The sequence below is a fragment of the Arthrobacter pascens genome (assembly GCF_030815585.1).
In the GTDB taxonomy this organism is placed as follows: Bacteria; Actinomycetota; Actinomycetes; order Actinomycetales; family Micrococcaceae; genus Arthrobacter; species Arthrobacter pascens_A.
In genome coordinates, this window is sequence record NZ_JAUSWY010000001.1 from 989763 (window position 1) to 1007584 (window position 17822).

Genomic DNA, 17822 nt, shown 5'->3' on the forward strand with positions numbered 1-17822 from the left:
CAACCAGCGGCGGCGCACCCGCCGCGCCTCGGTAGTGCATTCGATAAAACACTACTCCTCTGTTAACGACCGTCTCCGCGGCCCGTGCCCGGCTGCTAACGTGGCGCGTGTGAAGGCAGCCACAGATTCGATATCAGCGTCCGGGGACTTCTCGGTTCGGCCGGCCACCGCCGCCGACTGGCCCGGCATGTGGGCCGTGCTGGAGCCCGTCATCAGGGCCGGCGAAACGTTCACGTGGGACCGGGACACTACTGAGGAGGACGCCCGCAATCGCTGGTTCAAGGAGGCGCCGGGCCAGGCGTTCGTGGCGGTGACGTCCGACGGCGGCGTGATCGGTACCGGCGAACTGCACCCCAACCAGGGCGGCGGGGGACGCCACGTGGCCAACGCCGGCTATATGGTTCACCGCGACCACGGAGGCAAGGGCGTCGCGAAGGCGCTGTGTGCCTATTCCCTGGACACGGCGAGGGCCGCCGGGTTCCGGGCGATGCAGTTCAACGCCGTCGTAGCAAGCAATGTGCGGGCCGTGGCGGCATGGCAGGCCATGGGCTTCGAGGTGCTCGGCACCGTTCCCGAGGCTTTCGACCATCCCACCCTGGGATACGTCGGGCTTCACGTGATGCACCGCAAGCTCTAGCCTGCGCCCATTCCGTCGGACGCACGCCAGAGCCCCCTCAGTGCGGGAAATTCCCGTTCATAGCCGGCCAGCAGTGCGGCCCCCAGCAGAGGGGAATCCACCAGCGGGTGCCGGGCAAAAGCGTCGACGGCGGCGGCCCGGTCTCCGTTCGTCGCCGCCCGGACGGTGAGCCGTTCGACGTCCTTGACCCGCCGGAGCAGGTCAAGTTGCTCCTCCGGCGGGGCGGACTGCGGAAGCGGCACCGCGCCGTCGGGCGTTACGGTGCAGGGAACCTCGACGACGGCGTCCGCCGGAAGTCCCGGAATTGCTGCTTCCGAGGCAGCCGTTTGAGCGTCTTCCGGACTGGTTGGCAGCGCGTTGCGTGTGTTGAGGATCAACTGGGTGGCGCCGGCTCCGGCGCTGCCGCCGGTTAAAGCGCGCATGACGGCGAGCGCCACGCGCTCATACCCGCCGCCGGCAAGGTCGTCCTCGTCGCGTTGCTCGCCGTGAGTCCGTGCCTCGGCCAGGTAGCCTTCCTCCCGGGACCGGCGGGCCGCGTCCCATAGCCGGTAGGCATCGGCACCTGCTGCAGCGAGCCGGGGGTAGAGCTCTGCCTGCTGGTTGTGGATGGATTCGCCGCGGGTCTGAGCCATGGCGCGCATGGCCGCTGCGGCGCTGTCCCGTTGGTAGTAGTAATACATGTACTCGTTGGGCAGGGCACCCAGGCGGGCCAGGAACGGTTGGGGAAAAAGGCGGCCTTCCTCGAATGACTCGAGGGCCCGGGGGTCGGACAGCAGGCCCGCGAGCAGATCGCGCCCGCCGGACTCCAGCCGGTAGAGCCAGCCCAGGTGGTTGAGCCCGTAGTAGCCCACGCCGTCGAGCCTTCCGTCCTGCAGCGGCATGCCGGCCGCGCGGGCCGCCCGGTGCACCAGTCCGCCGGCGGAGTCGCAAATCCCGATGGCTTTCCGCCCTAGGACGGGCACCAGGGCTTCGGTGACCATGCCAGCCGGGTTGGTGAAGTTGATGAGCCAGGCGTCCGGACAGTGCTCCATCATGTGCCGGGCAAGGTCCAGCATTTCGGGGATGGTGCGCAGGGCGTAGGAAATACCGCCCGCGCCGGTGGTTTCCTGCCCCAGCAGGCCGAGCTCCTGCGCGACGCGTTCGTCGGCGATCCGGCCTGCCGTCCCGCCGGGGCGGATGGCCGCGAACACCATCTGCGTTCCGGCCAGGGCTTCGGGCAGGGACGTGGCGGTGCGGACCGACGGCGCGCCTCCGGTGCCGCCGCCTGGTTCTCCGCCGCTGGCGGACGGCATGGCCCGCAGCACCGCGGTGATGGCGCTGAGGCGGGCGGGATCGACGTCGAACAGCACCAGTTCGCTGACCATCCCCGCAAAGGCGCCGGAGGCCAGCGCCCGGTACACAAGCGGCACCCGGAATCCGCCGCCGCCGGCAATCATGAGCCGCATAGGCAGCAGTCTAGGCCTGGCGGCGGGCCTGCCCCTATCGCCGGGCGGCGGCAGGGCGTAGTGTGCCGGACATGGACGCGATCCCCGCCCGCCGATTCGACCCGCTCTCAGCCGTCCGCACGCCGTCGGACGGGGAGTTCGACCTGATTCTCGCCGGAACGGTGTTCCAGGACATCATCTTCACCGGATTGCCCCATGCTCCTGAGCCGGGCACCGAAATCTGGAGCGAGGGCATGGGCAGCTGCCCCGGCGGAGTGGCAAACCAGGCCATCGCCGCGGCCAGGCTGGGCCTCCGGACGGGCTTGGCGGCGGCCTTCGGGGATGACGGCTACGGGGACTACAACTGGAAGATCCTGGCAGGACAGGAACACGTGGACCTCAGCCTCTCGCGCCGCATACCGGGGTGGCACTCGCCGGTCACGGTGTCCCTCAGTGTCCATAACGACCGGTCGCTGGTGACGCACGGACACCCTCCGCCGATGACGTCCTCGGAGCTGATCGGTCCGCCGCCGTCGGCGCTCGCAGGCATCGCTGAACTCGGCACGGAGATTGAGCCGTGGGCCAAGGCGGCCCATCAGGCCGGTGTCAAACTTTTTGGGGACGTGGGCTGGGATCCCAGCGGGGAATGGTCGCCGGTCAGGCTGGAGAACCTGCAGTATTTCCACGCTTTCCTGCCCAACCAGCGGGAGGCCATGGCGTTCACCGGTAAGGACGATCCATGGGCAGCGCTGTACGCCCTGGCGGACCGGGTACCGGTTGCGGTGGTGACGCTCGGCGCCCAAGGTGCCATGGCTGTGGACTCGGAGACGGGGGAGGAGGAGTGGGTGCCGTCGCTGCCTGTCACAGCCTACGATCCCACCGGCGCCGGCGACTGCTTCGATGCGGCCTTCATTGTGGGCAGCCTTGCTGGCTGGCCGCTGGGGAACAGGCTCCGCTTCGCCAATCTCTGCGCCTCGCTGGCAGTGCAGGAAGTAGGCGGTTCGCTGGCAGCACCCGGATGGGGCGACATCGCCGACTGGTGGCAGCGGGCCAACGCCCGGCGTGAGCGCCAGAGCAGCCAGTGGCTCCGCCGCTTCGCCTTCCTGGCCGAGATCGTCCGGGACGTCCCGCTGGCAGCGCAGCGCCGGGCCACGGCCACCATCGCGCATCTGTCTGACGCCTAGTCTCAGTTGCCTGCGTCCGTTGCCTGCGTCTGTTGCCTGACCGGCGGGCCGCTTCCTGGGCATGGCCGCCGGAGACTGGAGCCGGCACGATTATCCCGCCCTGACCGCCCGCACTAGAATCACTAACGTGACTTACCCCGTAACAACTGGCGACTTCAGCGCGGCCTCAGGAGCGGATCCCCTGTACGAGCGGTCCGCCGTCATAGACCTGGACGCCATCCGGCATAACGTGCGCCGGCTGGCCGATGCGGCCTCGCCCGCCAAGGTCATGGCCGTGGTGAAGGCCGATGCCTACGGACATGGAGCCGTTCCGGTGGCCCGGGCCGCATTGGAAGCCGGCGCGTCGTGGCTGGGGGTGGCCCACATCTCCGAGGCCCTTGCGTTGCGTACCGCGGGCATCGATGCCCCCCTGCTGGCCTGGCTGCACACGACGGAAAGCAACTTCGGCGCGGCGGTGGCTGCCGGCGTCGACATCGGATGCTCCGGCTGGGAGCTGGACCGGATTGTGGCAGCCGCCCGTGAACAGGAGCGTCCCGCCAGGATCCATTTGAAGGTGGACACGGGGCTGGGCCGGAACGGCGCAACAATCGAATCCTGGGACCAGCTGGTGGGCGAAGCCATGGAGTACCAGGACCAAGGCATCCTGCGGGTGGTGGGCATTTTCTCCCATCTTTCCGTTGCCGACGAACCGCAGCGCCCCGAAACCGACCAGCAGCTTGCCGCGTTCCGTGAAGTGCTCGCAGTGGCCGAGGACGCCGGCGTGGATCCGGAAGTCCGGCACCTCGCCAACACCCCGGCCACGCTGTCCCGGCCGGATACGCACTTCGACCTGGTCCGGGTGGGACTGGGCATCTACGGACTTTCGCCTTTTGAGGGCCAGACATCCGCCGAACTGGGCCTCCGCCCTGCCATGACCCTGCGCACTCTTGTGTCCCAGTGCAAGGACGTTCCGGCGGGACAGGGTGTTTCTTACGGGCTCCGGTACCACACCAGAGGCCCCAGCACTCTGGCCCTGATTCCGATGGGCTACGCTGACGGCGTTCCCCGCGTGGCAACGGGCGGGCCCGTGCGGGTGGCCGGCAAGACCTACCCCATCGTGGGCCGGATCGCCATGGACCAGATGGTCGTCGACCTCGGCAACATCGGCCCGGCAGCCGCGGGCCTTTTGGGTGCAGAAGCGGAACTGTTCGGCAGCGGCTCCGACGGCGGCCCCACCGCCGATGACTGGGCACGCGCGGCGGGCACCAACAACTATGAGATTGTGACCAGGATCAGCCCCAGGGTCCCCCGGCGGTTCATCAACGAGCCTTTCGTGAACAAGTCCCCCGTGAAGAAGCCCACAGTGAACAAGCGGGCAACGCCATGAGCCTGCCCGCCCAGGCAGACCGGCCCAACTGGGAGCTGACGCTTACCGTATCGACGGCGGACCAGACGCATGAACTCGCCGCCGCCTTGGCGAATGCCCTGGAAGCCGGGGACCTGGTGGTGCTCTCCGGCGAACTGGGGGCAGGAAAGACAACCTTCACCCAGGGGCTGGGAGAGGGCCTGGGCGTGCGCGCCGGAATCATCTCGCCCACCTTCGTCCTGGTGCGCATCCACCCGAATCTGCCTGACGGCCCCCGTCCCGGCGGCCCCGACCTGGTGCACGTGGATGCCTACCGGCTTGGGTCGGCGTCGGAGATCGATGACATCGACCTTGAGAACACCATGGATTCGTCCGTGACCGTGGTGGAGTGGGGACTGGGTCGTGTGGAGCACCTGAGCGAGAGCCGGCTGGAGGTGGACCTGCACCGCGCCATCGGCTTGCAGGCTCCGGAAACGGCCGCCGGCACCCCTGGCCCAGGCACCGCAGCCTCCGCAAACCCTGCCTCCGGAACCCTGGATTTTGAGACTGAGGACGACGACGAACCCCGCACCATCGTGATGCGGGGGTTCGGTCCGCGCTGGAGCGCACGGCCGGCCCTCGGCGGGATTCCCGAAGGGAGCGCCTGATGCTCATTCTTGCCATCGACACCTCCGCCGTGGCCAGTGCCGCGTTGGTCTCGGACGACGCACTGGAAGCGGTGGTGGCCAGCTTCTCCACCGAGGACACCCGCAGCCATGCGGAAGTTCTGGCCCCGGGGATCCAGGACCTCCTGGCCTCGGCAGAGGTCTTCGGCCGAGACATCGACGCGATCGTGACCGGGGTGGGACCGGGTCCGTTCACCGGGCTGCGCTCAGGCATCGCCACTGCCCGCACGCTTTCGTTCGTGTGGGACAAGCCCCTGCACGGATTGATGAGCCTGGACGCCGTTGCCCTGGAGGTAGCGGAGTCCACGGCCGCTGTTTCCGAGTTCCTGGTGGTCACCGATGCCCGGCGGAAAGAGGTCTACTGGGCTCGGTACAGCCTGGCGGAGGGACAGCTGCCGCAGCTGGAAGACGGTCCGCATGTGGGCTTCGCTGTGGACCTCCCCGACCTGCCGGCGTACGGGGCAGGCGCGGGACTGTACTCCGACGTGCTCCGGGCAGACCCAGGGTTCAGCACCGAACAGCCCGATGCCCTCTACCTGGGACAGTTCGCACTGGCGCGGCTGGCGGCCGGCGGGCAGCTGCTCGACTCAACACCCCTGTACCTGCGGGAATCCGATGCCCAGGTGCCTGGACCGCGGAAGCGCGCCCTGTGAATACGACGGCGGGGCCGCGCGCGGACGGGGTCATCCTGCGCGACATGACCGTGGATGATGTGCCCACCGTCAATGCCCTGGAACAGCGCCTGTTCCCGGCTGACGCCTGGCCCCTGCAGATGTTCCTGGACGAACTGTCCCAGACAACGACCCGCCGATACTTGGTGGCGGAAACTGACGCCGGGATCGTGGGCTATGCGGGTCTGATGTGCATCGAGCCGATTGCCGATGTGCAGACGATCGCCGTGGTCCCAGAATTCGAGGGGCGGGGAATCGGGTCTGCCCTGCTCACGCTGCTCATCGGGGAAGCCCGGCGCCGCGGTGCCGGCGACGTCTTGCTGGAGGTCCGCGCGGACAACCCCCGCGCCCAGCAGCTGTACCTACGGTTCGGCTTCGAACAGATTCATATCCGCCGGAAGTATTACCGCGACGGCGTTGACGCCCTCATCATGAGGTTACAGCTGACCCGCCCCGCCGGCCTCGGGACAACGAAAGCAGACCAGCCATGAACCGCTTACAGCCACTGGTCCTGGGCATCGAATCCTCCTGTGACGAGACCGGCGTGGGGATCGTGCGGGGAACCACGCTCCTCACCAATACGGTGTCCTCCTCCATGGATGAGCACGTGCGCTTCGGGGGTGTGATCCCTGAGATCGCCTCCCGGGCCCACCTTGACGCATTTGTCCCGACGCTGCGCCAGGCCTTGTCCGACGCCGGCGTGGACCTTGAGGACATTGACGCTATTGCCGTCACCTCGGGCCCCGGCCTGGCCGGCGCCCTGATGGTGGGGGTCTGTGCAGCGAAGGCCTTGGCCGTCGCCACCGGCAAGCCGCTGTATGCCATCAACCACCTGGTGGCGCACGTGGGGGTAGGGCTCCTGGACGGACAATCGCCGGCAGGCAAGGACTCCGCCTCAGACCGAAGCGCGGCCACACACGGCGCGGTTGCCCCGCGCCTCCCGGACAATCTTGGCGCCCTCCTAGTCTCCGGCGGGCACACCGAAATTTTGAAGATCAACCGCATCACCGACGACGTGGAGCTGCTTGGTTCCACCATCGACGACGCCGCCGGTGAGGCCTATGACAAGGTGGCCCGCATCCTTGGCCTTGGGTATCCGGGCGGCCCCGCCATCGACAGACTGGCCCGGGAAGGCAATCCCAAGGCCATCCGCTTCCCGCGCGGGCTCACTCAACCCAAATACATGGGCACGGCGGAGGAACCGGGGAAACACCGCTATGACTGGTCTTTCAGCGGGGTGAAGACTGCCGTGGCGCGGTGCGTGGAGCAGTTTGAGGCCCGAGGTGAGGACGTTCCGGTGGCCGATATTGCCGCAGCCTTCCAGGAAGCCGTGGTGGACGTGATCACGTCCAAGGCCGTACTGGCCTGCCGGGAGAACGGCATCACCGATGTCCTGCTGGGCGGCGGCGTGGCGGCCAACTCCAGGCTGCGCGAGCTCACCGGCCAGCGCTGTGCTTCGGCAGGGATAAGGCTTTACGTGCCTCCGCTGGACCTGTGCACGGACAACGGAGCCATGGTGGCTGCCCTGGGGTCCCAGCTGGTCATGGCGGGGATCGGCCCGAGCGGCATCCGCTTCGCCCCGGATTCTTCGATGCCGGTCACCACCGTCTCCGCTCCGGCCTGACTTTTCGCCGTTGCGCTAGCACTCATGGTCCCCAACCGGCGGCAAGGGAACCGTACGTGTTAGGGCAACGGGTTAGGCGGTGGGGCCGTTGCGCATCTGCCTGACGAGGTCCAGCACCACGGCCTGCAGGTCTCCGCCGTGTTCGGCCGCAAGGCGGCGCTGGCGCTGGTAGCCGGCCCCGCGGCGGATGATCTTCTCCACGTCGGCGAGTTCGTCCGGGCAGCCGAGTTTCGCTGCCACGGGTTCAAGCCGATTCAGGGTCTCCAGGAGGTTGTCGGTGACCAACTGCTCCTTGCCCGCCGCATCCAGGATGATGATGGCATCCATGCCGTACCGGGCGGCACGCCACTTGTTCTCCTGGACATGCCAGGGCGGCATGGTGGGAATGGTTCCGCCGTTGTCCAGCGTGGTGGAAAATTCGTCAACAAGGCACTGGGTCAGGGCAGCAATCGCGCCCACTTCCTCCAGTGTGGCCAGCCCGTCGCAGATGCGCATCTCGATGGTGCCCAGGTTCGGAACCGGCCGGATGTCCCAGCGGATTTCTGACAGGGTGTCTATCACTCCGGTGGTGAACATGTCCTGGACGTAGGATTCGTATTCCTCCCATGACCGGAACTGGAAGGGCAGGCCCGCGGTGGGGAGCTGCTGGAACATCAGGGCCCGGTGCGAGGCGTAGCCGGTGTCTTCGCCGCCCCAGAACGGGCTGGACGCCGACAGCGACTGGAAGTGGGGGAAGTAGTTGACCAGCCCGTCCAGTACCGGCAGCGCCTTCTCGCGCCTGTCCAGCCCCACATGGACGTGCACGCCGTAGATCACCATCTGCCGCCCCCACCACTGGGTGCGGTCGATCAGCTTGGCGTAACGGGCCTTGTCAGTCACCGGCTGGAGCTGCGGCGGGCTGAACGGGTGGCTGCCCGCGCAGAAGACTTCCACGGCCATGGGGTCGGTGATTTCGCGGACGGCGGCCAGTGAACGGTTGAGGTCTTCCTTCGCTTCTCCGGCGGTTTCGCAGATCCCGGTGACGAGTTCCACCGTGTTGAGCAGAAGTTCCTGCTTGATGTGGGGGTGTTCGTCGTCTTCGTTGAGCTCCGGGTGCTTGGCGGCGACGCCGCGGAGCACCTCATTGGCCACGGACGCCAGTTCGCCGGTCTGGCCATCAACGAGCGCCAGTTCCCATTCCACGCCAAGAGTTGATTGCCTCGATGAAGCGAAATCAATCTTCATGCGTTCCCTAACTGTTCTGTTTCCGTGGCTCACGCCGCTTCCGGCAGGCGGCAGTGGAAGGTGCCAGCCGGCAGCCGAACGGGTGGTTCAAGTCTAGTGCAGGGGTAGCATCGTATTGATGGCGTTGTTCTCCCGGACCCGTGACAGTATTCACAAAACCACCCTTGCCGTGGCTGCGGTATCCGCTGCCGCAGTGCTTGCCGCCTGCAGCGCGCCGCCCGTCCCGGCGCCCCCGTCCTCGAGTTCCGCCGCCGGCACAACACCCTCGTCGCCAAGCCCGACGCCGGCACCTCCGTCCGCTTCGGCCTCGCCTGACGCCTCACCCAATGATGGAACGCGGGCACTGGGATGGGGACCCGAACAGCGCGACCAGGACACAGCCGCTGCCGCAGTGGCAGCCATGACCGTGGAAGAGAAGGCCGGGCAGGTGCTGATGCCTTCCTACAGCGGCACTGACCCCGAGGCCCAGGCAGGCACCATTGAACGCCTGCACCTGGCGGGATCCATCATCATGGGCGAAAACGTTCCCCTCGATGCGCAGAACCAGGTGGATCCGTCAGCCATGGCAGCAGTGAATGCCCGGCTGGCACAGGCCGCCCGCGCCGACGGCAGGGGATGGCCCGGGCTCATCGGCGTGGACCAGGAAGGCGGCGTCGTGGCACGCCTGGGCGCACCTCTGACCGAATGGCCGGCCCCGATGAGCTACGGCGCTGCGGGCAGTGTGCCGCTCACCAAGGACGCCGGCCGTGCCCTTGCCTCGGAGCTCGCACCACTGGGCTTCAACGTGGACTTCGCGCCGGACACGGACGTCACCATCGGCCCGGCGGATCCCACCATCGGCGCGCGCTCCATGTCCGGCGATCCGGACGCGGCAGCCCGGCTGGGGGTGGCCTTTTCCCAGGGCATGCAGGAAGCCGGCCTCCTGCCCGCCGTCAAGCATTTCCCAGGACACGGTTCAGTCACCGTGGATTCGCACCAGAGCCTTCCGGTGCAGCCAGCGGGCGTCGCTGAGCTCAGCGCCCGCGACTGGAAGCCCTTCCAGGCTGCCGTGGCTGCCGGCGCGCCCATGGTCATGACCGGGCACATCGCCGTTCCCGCGCTGGAACCCGGCGTCCCGGCGTCGTTGTCCCGGCCGACGTATGCTGCGCTGCGCGGAATGGGCTTCAACGGTGTGGCCGTAACGGACGCCCTCAACATGGGTGCCATCCAGCAGCAGTTCCCCGACGGCACCGCAGCCCCCGCCGCGCTCGCCGCCGGCGCGGACCTGCTGCTGATGCCGGCCGACGTCGGGCAGGCACACGCGGCAATCGTCCGGGCAGCGGCGTCGGGCAGCCTGCCCGCAGCACGGCTGGACGAAGCCGCCCAGCGGGTTGCCACGATGATGATCTGGCGGGGCAGGACAACGCCGCCGGCCGGCTCGGCGCCGGGAAGCGGAAGCCCGCTCTCCGCCCGGGTTTCCGCGGCCGCCGTCACTGTCCTGGCCGGTCCGTGCAGCGGCCCCATGGTCCAGGGGAGCGTCCGGCTGGCCGGCGGCTCCCCGCAGGACAGGGCCCGGTTCGAGGCCGCGGCGTCACGGGCAGGGCTCGGGCTGGGAGAAGGGCCCCTCGTCAGCCTGATCGGTTACGGCGGCGCCCCTGCGGGAGGAGATATCGCCGTCGCCTTGGACGCTCCGTGGCCGCTGCAGGACTCCACTGCGCCGGTCAAGATGGCGGTGTACGGCCGGAGCCAGGGGGCGTTTGATGCCCTGGCAGCCGTGTTGGCAGGAAAGGCGACGGCACCGGGGAAGCTGCCCGCCGCCGTCGGAAGTTTCCCGGCGGGGACCGGCTGCCCGTAAACCCGGCGGAACCGCGTTTAATGGACGGGTGCCCATTCTCAATAAAGACATGACCCTCTGCATTTCACTATCGGCCCGGCCCAGCAACAACGGGACCCGATTCCACAACTACCTGTACGACCAGCTGGGACTTAACTGGATCTATAAGGCCTTCGCCCCCACGGACCTGGCCCAGGCAATCGCCGGCGTCCGGGGGCTGGGGATCCGCGGCTGCGCGGTGTCCATGCCGTACAAGGAGGACGTGATTGCCCTGGTGGATGAAATGGATCCCTCAGCCAAGGCAATCGACTCGGTCAACACGATTGTTAACACCGACGGGCACCTCAAGGCCTACAACACTGACTACACCGCCATCGAGCAGCTGCTCAAGAGCAATGCCGTGCCGGCTGGCTATTCGGTGCTGGTCCAGGGCGCCGGCGGCATGGCCAAGGCCACCGTTGCGGCCCTGCGGGACGCAGGGTTCACGGATGTCACGGTCATCGCACGCAACGAGAAAACGGGACGGTCCCTCGCGGAGCAGTACGGGTTCCGGTGGCGTGCAGTGCTCGACGGCGGGACGGCGGACCTGATCATAAACGTGACACCCATCGGAATGGCGGGAGGGCCGGAATCCGACGCGCTGTCCTTCCCGCAGGGCACCATCGATGCTGCCAAAGTGGTGTTCGACGTCGTGGCCCTGCCCGCTGAGACGCCCCTCATCAAAGCCGCGCGTGCGGCGGGTAAACCGGTCATCACGGGCGCCGAGGTGGCCACCATCCAGGCGCTGGAGCAATTCGTGCTGTACACCGGAGTCCGTCCCAGCCGGGAGCAGGTGCACGCCGCTGAGGAGTTCATGCGCGCGCAATAACCCAGGGGACTGCCGAACAGATCCCCGCGGTGCGGACGCGGTTTTCTGTTCTTCGGCTCTGCGGTTTTTGCGGTTTCCCGCACGCCGTTTGCAGCCACGCCCCGGTTCGGCCGACGGATTCTGGCTCTGGAAACACGTGCGCCGGCGCACTCTTCTCAAACAGAAGAAATAGGGCCATCATTCTTGCAATGCCTGTGCAGAACTGGCAAAGGTCTCGGGTTGAGGAGAGGGGGCTGAACGTACCTTCTGGTCCTTCGTTGGTGAATCACCACGGGAGACCAGATCCGCGCCCCGTTAGGGCGACTTCGTCCCGCTCGGTATAGCGCGGTTTCGCCAGCGCCGCCTTGCACGAGAGCTCCGAAAACGGTGGGCCAAGGACAGCTGCTGGAAGCCACAATTCCTACGGCGAAAGGCCACCGAGATGCTACAGCCCCACGAACGAATAACAGCCTTGGGTTCCGCTCTCATGCTGTTTCTCATGACATCCATACTGGCGTCGTGTGCCGCGCCCAATGCGGCCCCGGACACAACCACAGGGGCCCCGGCCTCGGCATCGCCTGCGGGGACGCCGACGGCGTCGGAGACTTCGTCGCCTGCAGTTTCGCCCACCCCGACACCGAGCGGCCCGGAGCTCTGCGGGCCAGGCTCCGCCATCGCCTACGACCCCGCTGCCTTCCAGTCGACACCCAAGATAGACAACAAGTGGTTTCCGCTGACAGCCGGCATGCAGTACACGACCACGGGCACGGTCACGAATGCAGAAGGCACTACTGAGCGCACGGTGATCCACTCCGTGACCGGACTGACCAAAGTGATCAACGGCGTGAAGACCCAGGTGTTGTGGGACCAGGACCTCGCGGACGGGGAGCTGGTGGAATCCGAACTGGCTTTCTTTGCCCAGACGGAAAGTGGGGCCGTCTGGCTCTTCGGGGAGTATCCGGAAGAGTTTGAGGGCGGCGAATTCATCGGGGCGCCGAACACCTTCATCAGCGGCATCTCCGAGGCCGAGGCGGGGATCGCGATGCGGGTCGAGCCCCGGATCGACACACCGAGCTATGTGCAGGCGCACGCGCCTGCAGTGGGCCTCCTGGACTGTGGGGACGTCGTCCAGGAGCACGAGAAAGTATGTGTTCCCACGGGATGTTACGACGACGTGCTGGTGATTGATGAACACAACCCGCTGGAACCGGGAGTAGGTCACATGCGGAAGTTCTATTCGGCAGGCACGGGCCTGGTGAGGGTGACAGCCGTTGGCGGCGATAACCAGGAGACCTTGGACCTCGTCAAAGCGGAACAGCTCTCAGGCGCCCAGCTCGACTTCGTCAACCAGGAGGCATTGAAGCTCGACCAGCACGCCTACGAGGTCAGCACGAGCGACTACGCCAAGACAGCCCCTGCCGAGGTAGCAGCTGAGACCTCCGGCGGCTAGCGAGAGACTTCGGGATACCCGGCCGCCGGACCAAGGCAGCCCGGCGTCAGACAGGTTCCACCGAGATGGCCACCCGGTCCTCCCCGATGCGGGTCAGGACCAGGGTGGCTGTTTTGCTTCCTGTTTTCTTGCTGGCGTTCTTCCCTGTGTTTTTCCCTGCCGGGAGCAGCTGCTTGCGCAGCTCCTCCGGAGTGACCGCAGTGCCGCGCTTCTTGATGTCCAACACTCCGACGCCGTTCTCCTTCACCCAGGCCTTGAGCGCCTTGACGTTGTACGGCATTACTTCCAGGACCTTGTAGGCCCGCGCGAAGGGGGTATCCACAAGTTCCGGCGCACAGATGTAGGCGATGTGCTCATCCACCAGGTGCCCGCCCAGCTGAAGCGCGACGTCGGCCACCAGGCCTGCCCGGATCACGGCACCATCGGGTTCGTACAGATAGCCCTCTGCCGGACCCACAGGCGCTGCCGGACCGCCGTCGAAGTCTTCTGCGCTGGTGATCTCGGCGGCGCCCTGTGTGCCGAGCAACAGCGCGGCCCGGCGGATTCCGGGCCGGCTCACGGAGTTGAACCACAGCGTCACCTCGGTGACATCGCCGCCCACGGAAACCCATTGCGCCTCACAGCCCGCGGGAACTGAATCGTGCGGCATGCCGGGGCCCATTTTGACTCCGACCGCACGGCCGGTCGCCGCGAGGGATTCCACAAAGGAGAGCGGCGGGGAAAACGCCTCAGGGTCCCAGATCCGTTTGGTTCCCGAGGTGGAGGTAACACGGCGCGCGGGGTCCAGCCAGACGCCGTCGACACCGTCCAGCGGTACCGTCATGGCATCGGAGTGCACCACGGTGGCATTCGGAAAAGGAATGAGGTTCACAGTGGCGCAGGCTGCTGTGGTTTCGTCCATTTCCACTGCGGTGACGGTGATGCCCATGGATGCTAGCGCCAATGAATCGGCAGCAAGCCCGCAGCCAAGGTCCGCCACGTGGCTGATGCCGGCCTGCGCAAACCGTTCCGCGTGCCGGGCCGCGACGTTCAGCCGGGTGGCCTGCTCCAGGCCGGCCTGGGTAAACAGCATCTGCCGGGCGAACTCGCCGAATTTCAGCTCAGCTTTGGTGCGCAGCCTGGACTGGGTGAGGACCGCGGACACCAGGGCGGGGGAGTGCCCGGCTTTGCGGAGGGAAGAATTGAGTTCGAAAGCCCTGTCCTCCCGGTAGGGACCCAGGGACGCCAGCAGCTCCCAGCCTTCGCTGGTGAGCAGTGGGGCGATCTGGTCCTGCGGTGCTTGAGCCATGGGTTCAAGCCTAGTGGAGGAGCACCGCGGCGAGTTCCCGATATGGTTGAAGGCATGGAAGACAGCGCAGGCACCCAGCCGTCCGAACAGCCCCGATCCGCGAACCCGGACCTGGTGAGGTTCGCGCGGCCTGCACTGATCGCAGGGGCTGCCGTGGCCGTCGTCTGCATCGCGCTCCTGGTGATTATCTTCTTCCTGGACACCTTCAACGCCACTATCTACTCCGTGGGCGGCAAGAACATCCAGGATGCCACGGACGAGGCACGGGACATCCGGGGCCTTTACGCCGGGGCCCGGATTGGCGGCATCATCCTCCTGGTGATTTCACTGCTTGCCGCCGCGGGCGGCGCAGTGGTGCTGTACCTCAAGCGCGGCACAGGGCTTGAGGACGGCAACGAAGGCGACGAAGACGTGGATTTCGACGACCTCGCCGGACGCTGAGGTCAGGGCCGTCTGGCGGACGGAATACCGGGTGTTTCGCCCATGCCGTCCGGCTTGTCGGTGGGCCGCTTCCTGAGGCCAGTCAGCAGCACGCCGGAAATCACCAGGATCCCGCCAAGGATCTGCGGAACAGTGATGGGATTGCCCAAAAGCAGGGTGATGACGGCGGTGAACACAACGATCAGGTTCAGGTAGTTCCCGGCGTTTGCCGCCGTCGTGGTTTTCAGCGCGAGGTTCCACAGGAGGTAGGCACCCAGCGAGGGGAACAATGCGATGAAGGCCACCGACCATCCTTCGGCCGCCGTTGCCGGAAGCCGGACACCGGAAACGAGTGCGACGGGGGCGAGCAGCACCACCGCCATGGCCACCTGGATGGCCGTGGCGGTGATGACAGGGAGCTTCAGCCGGCGGGCGATGATGGTGTAGAACGCCCACGTGGTAATGGCCCCAAGCATCAGCAGCTCCCCGGTGTTAACGCCAAAGCCCAGCAGCCGCCGGGGGTCTCCGTCCGTGAGAACCAGGAGCACGCCCACCAGGCCAAGGCCAATGCCGAACCAGCTGAGGGGACGCGGCCTGTCGCCCAGCATGAGAACAGCCAGCAGCAGAATCAGCGCCGGGTTCGCTGCGCCGATCAGCGAGGCGTTGATCGCGGATGTGTGTTCCAGTGCGGAGTAGAGAAGCAGCGTGTACCCGGTCATGCCCAAAACACTCAGGAGTAGAAGCGTGGGCCAGCGGCGGAGCACGGCCGACCAATCGGGGCGCTCCACAAAACCGGCAAGGACCAGCAGCGGGACGGCAGCCAGTGCCCAGCGCCAGAAAGTGACGTCGATCGGCGTCATGGAAGCCATGGCCACCTGGCCCACCACAAGGTTCCCTGACCAGAAGAGATTGGCCAGGATCAGGTAAACAGACGCTCTCACCGCTTGAATCTACACCGGAAGCCTTGCTGGATTCAGGGTGGGGTTCTCCGGCCGCTACCCCGAACCAGGGTTCGCCGAAGACGAAATACTGGCACTCGCCTTGACCGAGTGCTAACCACTTACATAGAGTCTTCATTAGCACTCTCCCTAGGAGGGTGCTAACACATGAAGAGCTGCCAGCCAGGCTGCTGCCGGCACCGCGACGACGGTTTGCCAGCCGGGCGCCACAGTTTTCCAGTCCATAAATTTGCTGACGAAAAGGAGAGGTCCGAGTGTCGGTCTCTATTAAGCCTCTTGAGGATCGTATTGTTGTCCGCCCGCTCGAAGCCGAGCAGACCACGGCTTCCGGCCTGGTTATCCCGGACTCCGCACAGGAGAAGCCGCAGGAAGGCGAAGTTGTTGCAGTAGGCCCCGGCCGCTTTGACGACAACGGCAACCGCGTTCCGCTCGACGTCGCTGAAGGCGACGTCGTTATCTACTCGAAGTACGGCGGAACCGAAGTCAAGCACAGCGGCGCCGAGTACCTCGTGCTGTCCGCCCGCGACGTTCTGGCGATCGTCGTAAAGTAACTCTTGGACCCCGCGCAGCTGACTCGTCTTTCATGTCTGACGATGTCAGCAGCGCGGGGTTTCTGTCTTTGAAAGGACAAAACCATGGCAAAGCAGCTTGCGTTTAACGACGCTGCCCGCCGGTCGCTTGAAGCCGGCATCGACAAGCTCGCCAACACTGTCAAAGTGACGCTCGGCCCCCGCGGCCGGAACGTTGTTCTGGACAAGAAGTGGGGAGCGCCCACCATCACCAACGACGGCGTGACCATCGCCCGCGAAGTTGAGCTTGATGACCCGTACGAGAACCTTGGCGCCCAGCTGGCCAAGGAAGTAGCCACCAAGACCAACGACGTTGCCGGCGACGGCACCACCACGGCCACGGTGCTTGCCCAGGCTCTGGTCAAGGAAGGCCTGCGCAACGTTGCGGCGGGCGCCGCTCCCGGCCAGATCAAGCGCGGCATCGAGGTTTCTGTCGAGGCCGTCGCCGCCCGCCTGCTGGAGAATGCACGCCCCGTTGAAGGCACCCAGGTTGCCAGCGTTGCAGCCATCTCCGCCCAGAGCGATGAGATCGGCGAGCTCCTGGCCGAGGCGTTTGGCAAGGTTGGCAAGGATGGTGTGATCACCATCGAGGAGTCCTCCACCACGCAGACCGAGCTGGTTCTCACCGAAGGCATGCAGTTCGACAAGGGCTACCTGTCCCCGTACTTCGTCACCGACGTGGAACGCCAGGAAGCAGTCCTCGAGGACGCCCTCATCCTGATCAACCAGGGCAAGATCTCCTCGGTCCAGGACTTCCTGCCGCTGCTGGAAAAGGCGCTGCAGAGCTCCAAGCCGCTCTTCATCATTGCTGAAGACGTTGACGGCGAAGCCCTCTCTACGCTGATCGTCAACCGCATCCGCGGCACGCTGAACGTTGTAGCCGTCAAGGCTCCGGGCTTCGGCGACCGCCGCAAGGCCATGCTGCAGGACATCGCCACCCTCACCGGTGCACAGGTTGTCTCGCCGGAACTGGGCCTGAGCCTGGACTCGGTTGGCCTTGAGGTGCTGGGTACCGCCCGCCGCATCACGGTCACCAAGGACAACACCACCATCGTGGACGGCGCAGGTTCAGCAGAGGACGTCGCAGCACGGGTTTCCCAGCTGCGTGCCGAGCTGACCCGCACGGACTCGGACTGGGACAAGGAAAAGCTCCAGGAACGCCTGGCCAAGCTGGCCGGCGGCATCGGCGTGATCAAGGTCGGCGCAGCCACCGAGGTTGAGCTGAAGGAAAAGAAGCACCGCATCGAAGATGCAGTGTCCTCCACCCGCGCCGCCCTCGAAGAAGGCATCGTGGCCGGTGGCGGCTCCGCGCTGATCCACGCGCTGAACGCCCTCGACGAGGATCCGGCTGTCAAGGCGCTCGACGGCGACGCCGCCGCTGCGGTGGGCATCGTCCGCCGCGCACTGGTGCAGCCGCTGCGCTGGATCGCCCAGAACGCCGGGTTCGACGGCTACGTTGTCACGGCCAAGGTCGCAGAGCTGGAAACCAACAACGGCTTCAACGCCAAGTCCGGCGAGTACGAGGACCTGATTGCTGCCGGTGTCATCGACCCGGTCAAGGTCACCCGTGCGGCCCTGCGCAACGCTGCATCCATCGCGGCACTGGTCCTCACCACCGAGACCCTCGTGGTGGAGAAGCCTGCTGAAGAAGACGAGCACGCGGGCCACAGCCACTAAGCTGCAGCCTCCGCGCAACAAGAAC

Annotated in this window: 17 protein-coding genes; 13 read left to right on the top strand and 4 right to left on the bottom strand. The window is 66.4% G+C overall.

All coding sequences use genetic code 11. From position 1 onward, the window contains the following. Window positions 1-109 precede the first annotated feature (109 nt). On the top strand, window positions 110-637 hold the full coding sequence (locus QFZ30_RS04735) for a GNAT family N-acetyltransferase (protein ID WP_307073953.1): 528 nt from the start codon (window positions 110-112) through the stop codon (window positions 635-637). Here the strand turns inward: QFZ30_RS04735 and QFZ30_RS04740 are convergent. Continuing rightward, window positions 634-2082 carry a family 4 glycosyl hydrolase gene (locus tag QFZ30_RS04740; RefSeq protein ID WP_307073955.1) on the bottom strand — a complete coding sequence of 483 codons (1449 nt, stop codon included), beginning with the start codon at window positions 2080-2082 and terminating at the stop codon, window positions 634-636. The two genes, QFZ30_RS04735 and QFZ30_RS04740, sit on opposite strands and share 4 nt — an antisense overlap. 71 nt (window positions 2083-2153) lie before the next feature. Here QFZ30_RS04740 and QFZ30_RS04745 point away from each other — a divergent pair, with 71 nt between their 5' ends. The 6 genes from QFZ30_RS04745 to tsaD all read left to right on the top strand — a co-directional run bounded on the left by QFZ30_RS04745 (window position 2154) and on the right by tsaD (window position 7550). Then, the gene (locus QFZ30_RS04745) at window positions 2154-3245 is read left to right on the top strand and encodes a carbohydrate kinase family protein (RefSeq protein WP_307073956.1); all 1092 of its coding nucleotides are present in this window, start codon (window positions 2154-2156) and stop codon (window positions 3243-3245) included. Window positions 3246-3372: 127 nt separating this feature from the next. Continuing rightward, window positions 3373-4611 carry an alanine racemase gene (alr, locus tag QFZ30_RS04750; RefSeq protein ID WP_307073958.1) on the top strand — a complete coding sequence of 413 codons (1239 nt, stop codon included), beginning with the start codon at window positions 3373-3375 and terminating at the stop codon, window positions 4609-4611. Beyond that, window positions 4608-5237, top strand: coding sequence for a tRNA (adenosine(37)-N6)-threonylcarbamoyltransferase complex ATPase subunit type 1 TsaE (tsaE, locus tag QFZ30_RS04755; RefSeq protein ID WP_307073960.1), 630 nt, complete (start codon window positions 4608-4610; stop codon window positions 5235-5237). Before alr ends, tsaE begins: the two co-directional genes overlap by 4 nt. Continuing rightward, window positions 5237-5908 (top strand): tRNA (adenosine(37)-N6)-threonylcarbamoyltransferase complex dimerization subunit type 1 TsaB, encoded by a 672-nt coding sequence (gene tsaB, locus QFZ30_RS04760; protein ID WP_307073961.1) that lies wholly within the window; start codon window positions 5237-5239, stop codon window positions 5906-5908. Before tsaE ends, tsaB begins: the two co-directional genes overlap by 1 nt. A gap of 44 nt (window positions 5909-5952) precedes the next feature. Then, complete coding sequence (gene rimI, locus QFZ30_RS04765; RefSeq protein ID WP_307080042.1) at window positions 5953-6417, top strand: ribosomal protein S18-alanine N-acetyltransferase; 465 nt, start codon at window positions 5953-5955, stop codon at window positions 6415-6417. Further along, window positions 6414-7550 carry a tRNA (adenosine(37)-N6)-threonylcarbamoyltransferase complex transferase subunit TsaD gene (gene tsaD, locus QFZ30_RS04770; RefSeq protein WP_307073963.1) on the top strand — a complete coding sequence of 379 codons (1137 nt, stop codon included), beginning with the start codon at window positions 6414-6416 and terminating at the stop codon, window positions 7548-7550. Before rimI ends, tsaD begins: the two co-directional genes overlap by 4 nt. A 72-nt stretch (window positions 7551-7622) precedes the next feature. On the opposite strand, the gene QFZ30_RS04775 is transcribed toward tsaD, so the two are convergent. Then, window positions 7623-8774 carry a glutamate--cysteine ligase gene (locus tag QFZ30_RS04775; protein WP_307073965.1) on the bottom strand — a complete coding sequence of 384 codons (1152 nt, stop codon included), beginning with the start codon at window positions 8772-8774 and terminating at the stop codon, window positions 7623-7625. A 400-nt stretch (window positions 8775-9174) separates the two neighbouring features. On the opposite strand from QFZ30_RS04775, the gene QFZ30_RS04780 reads away from it, so the two are divergent. The 3 genes from QFZ30_RS04780 (at window position 9175) to QFZ30_RS04790 (ending at window position 12884) form a co-directional block, all read left to right on the top strand. Beyond that, window positions 9175-10608 carry a glycoside hydrolase family 3 N-terminal domain-containing protein gene (locus QFZ30_RS04780; RefSeq protein WP_307080043.1) on the top strand — a complete coding sequence of 478 codons (1434 nt, stop codon included), beginning with the start codon at window positions 9175-9177 and terminating at the stop codon, window positions 10606-10608. Between the two features lie 28 nt (window positions 10609-10636). After that, on the top strand, window positions 10637-11455 hold the full coding sequence (locus QFZ30_RS04785) for a shikimate 5-dehydrogenase (protein ID WP_307073968.1): 819 nt from the start codon (window positions 10637-10639) through the stop codon (window positions 11453-11455). Window positions 11456-11933: 478 nt separating this feature from the next. Then, window positions 11934-12884, top strand: a complete 951-nt coding sequence (locus QFZ30_RS04790) for a hypothetical protein (protein ID WP_307073970.1) — start codon at window positions 11934-11936, stop codon at window positions 12882-12884. A 46-nt stretch (window positions 12885-12930) separates the two neighbouring features. Here the strand turns inward: QFZ30_RS04790 and QFZ30_RS04795 are convergent, their stop codons facing one another. Continuing rightward, the gene (locus QFZ30_RS04795; protein ID WP_307073972.1) at window positions 12931-14172 is read right to left on the bottom strand and encodes a class I SAM-dependent methyltransferase; all 1242 of its coding nucleotides are present in this window, start codon (window positions 14170-14172) and stop codon (window positions 12931-12933) included. 54 nt (window positions 14173-14226) lie between these two features. Here QFZ30_RS04795 and QFZ30_RS04800 point away from each other — a divergent pair, with 54 nt between their 5' ends. Beyond that, window positions 14227-14613 (top strand): hypothetical protein, encoded by a 387-nt coding sequence (locus tag QFZ30_RS04800; protein WP_307073974.1) that lies wholly within the window; start codon window positions 14227-14229, stop codon window positions 14611-14613. 2 nt (window positions 14614-14615) lie between these two features. Here the strand turns inward: QFZ30_RS04800 and QFZ30_RS04805 are convergent, their stop codons facing one another. After that, window positions 14616-15533, bottom strand: a complete 918-nt coding sequence (locus QFZ30_RS04805) for a DMT family transporter (protein ID WP_307073976.1) — start codon at window positions 15531-15533, stop codon at window positions 14616-14618. Between the two features lie 272 nt (window positions 15534-15805). On the opposite strand from QFZ30_RS04805, the gene groES reads away from it, so the two are divergent. Then, a complete protein-coding gene (groES, locus tag QFZ30_RS04810) occupies window positions 15806-16102 on the top strand; it encodes a co-chaperone GroES (protein ID WP_307073978.1) in 297 nt (98 codons plus the stop codon). An 84-nt stretch (window positions 16103-16186) separates the two neighbouring features. Further along, window positions 16187-17797, top strand: coding sequence for a chaperonin GroEL (groL, locus tag QFZ30_RS04815; protein ID WP_307073980.1), 1611 nt, complete (start codon window positions 16187-16189; stop codon window positions 17795-17797). Window positions 17798-17822 lie beyond the last annotated feature (25 nt).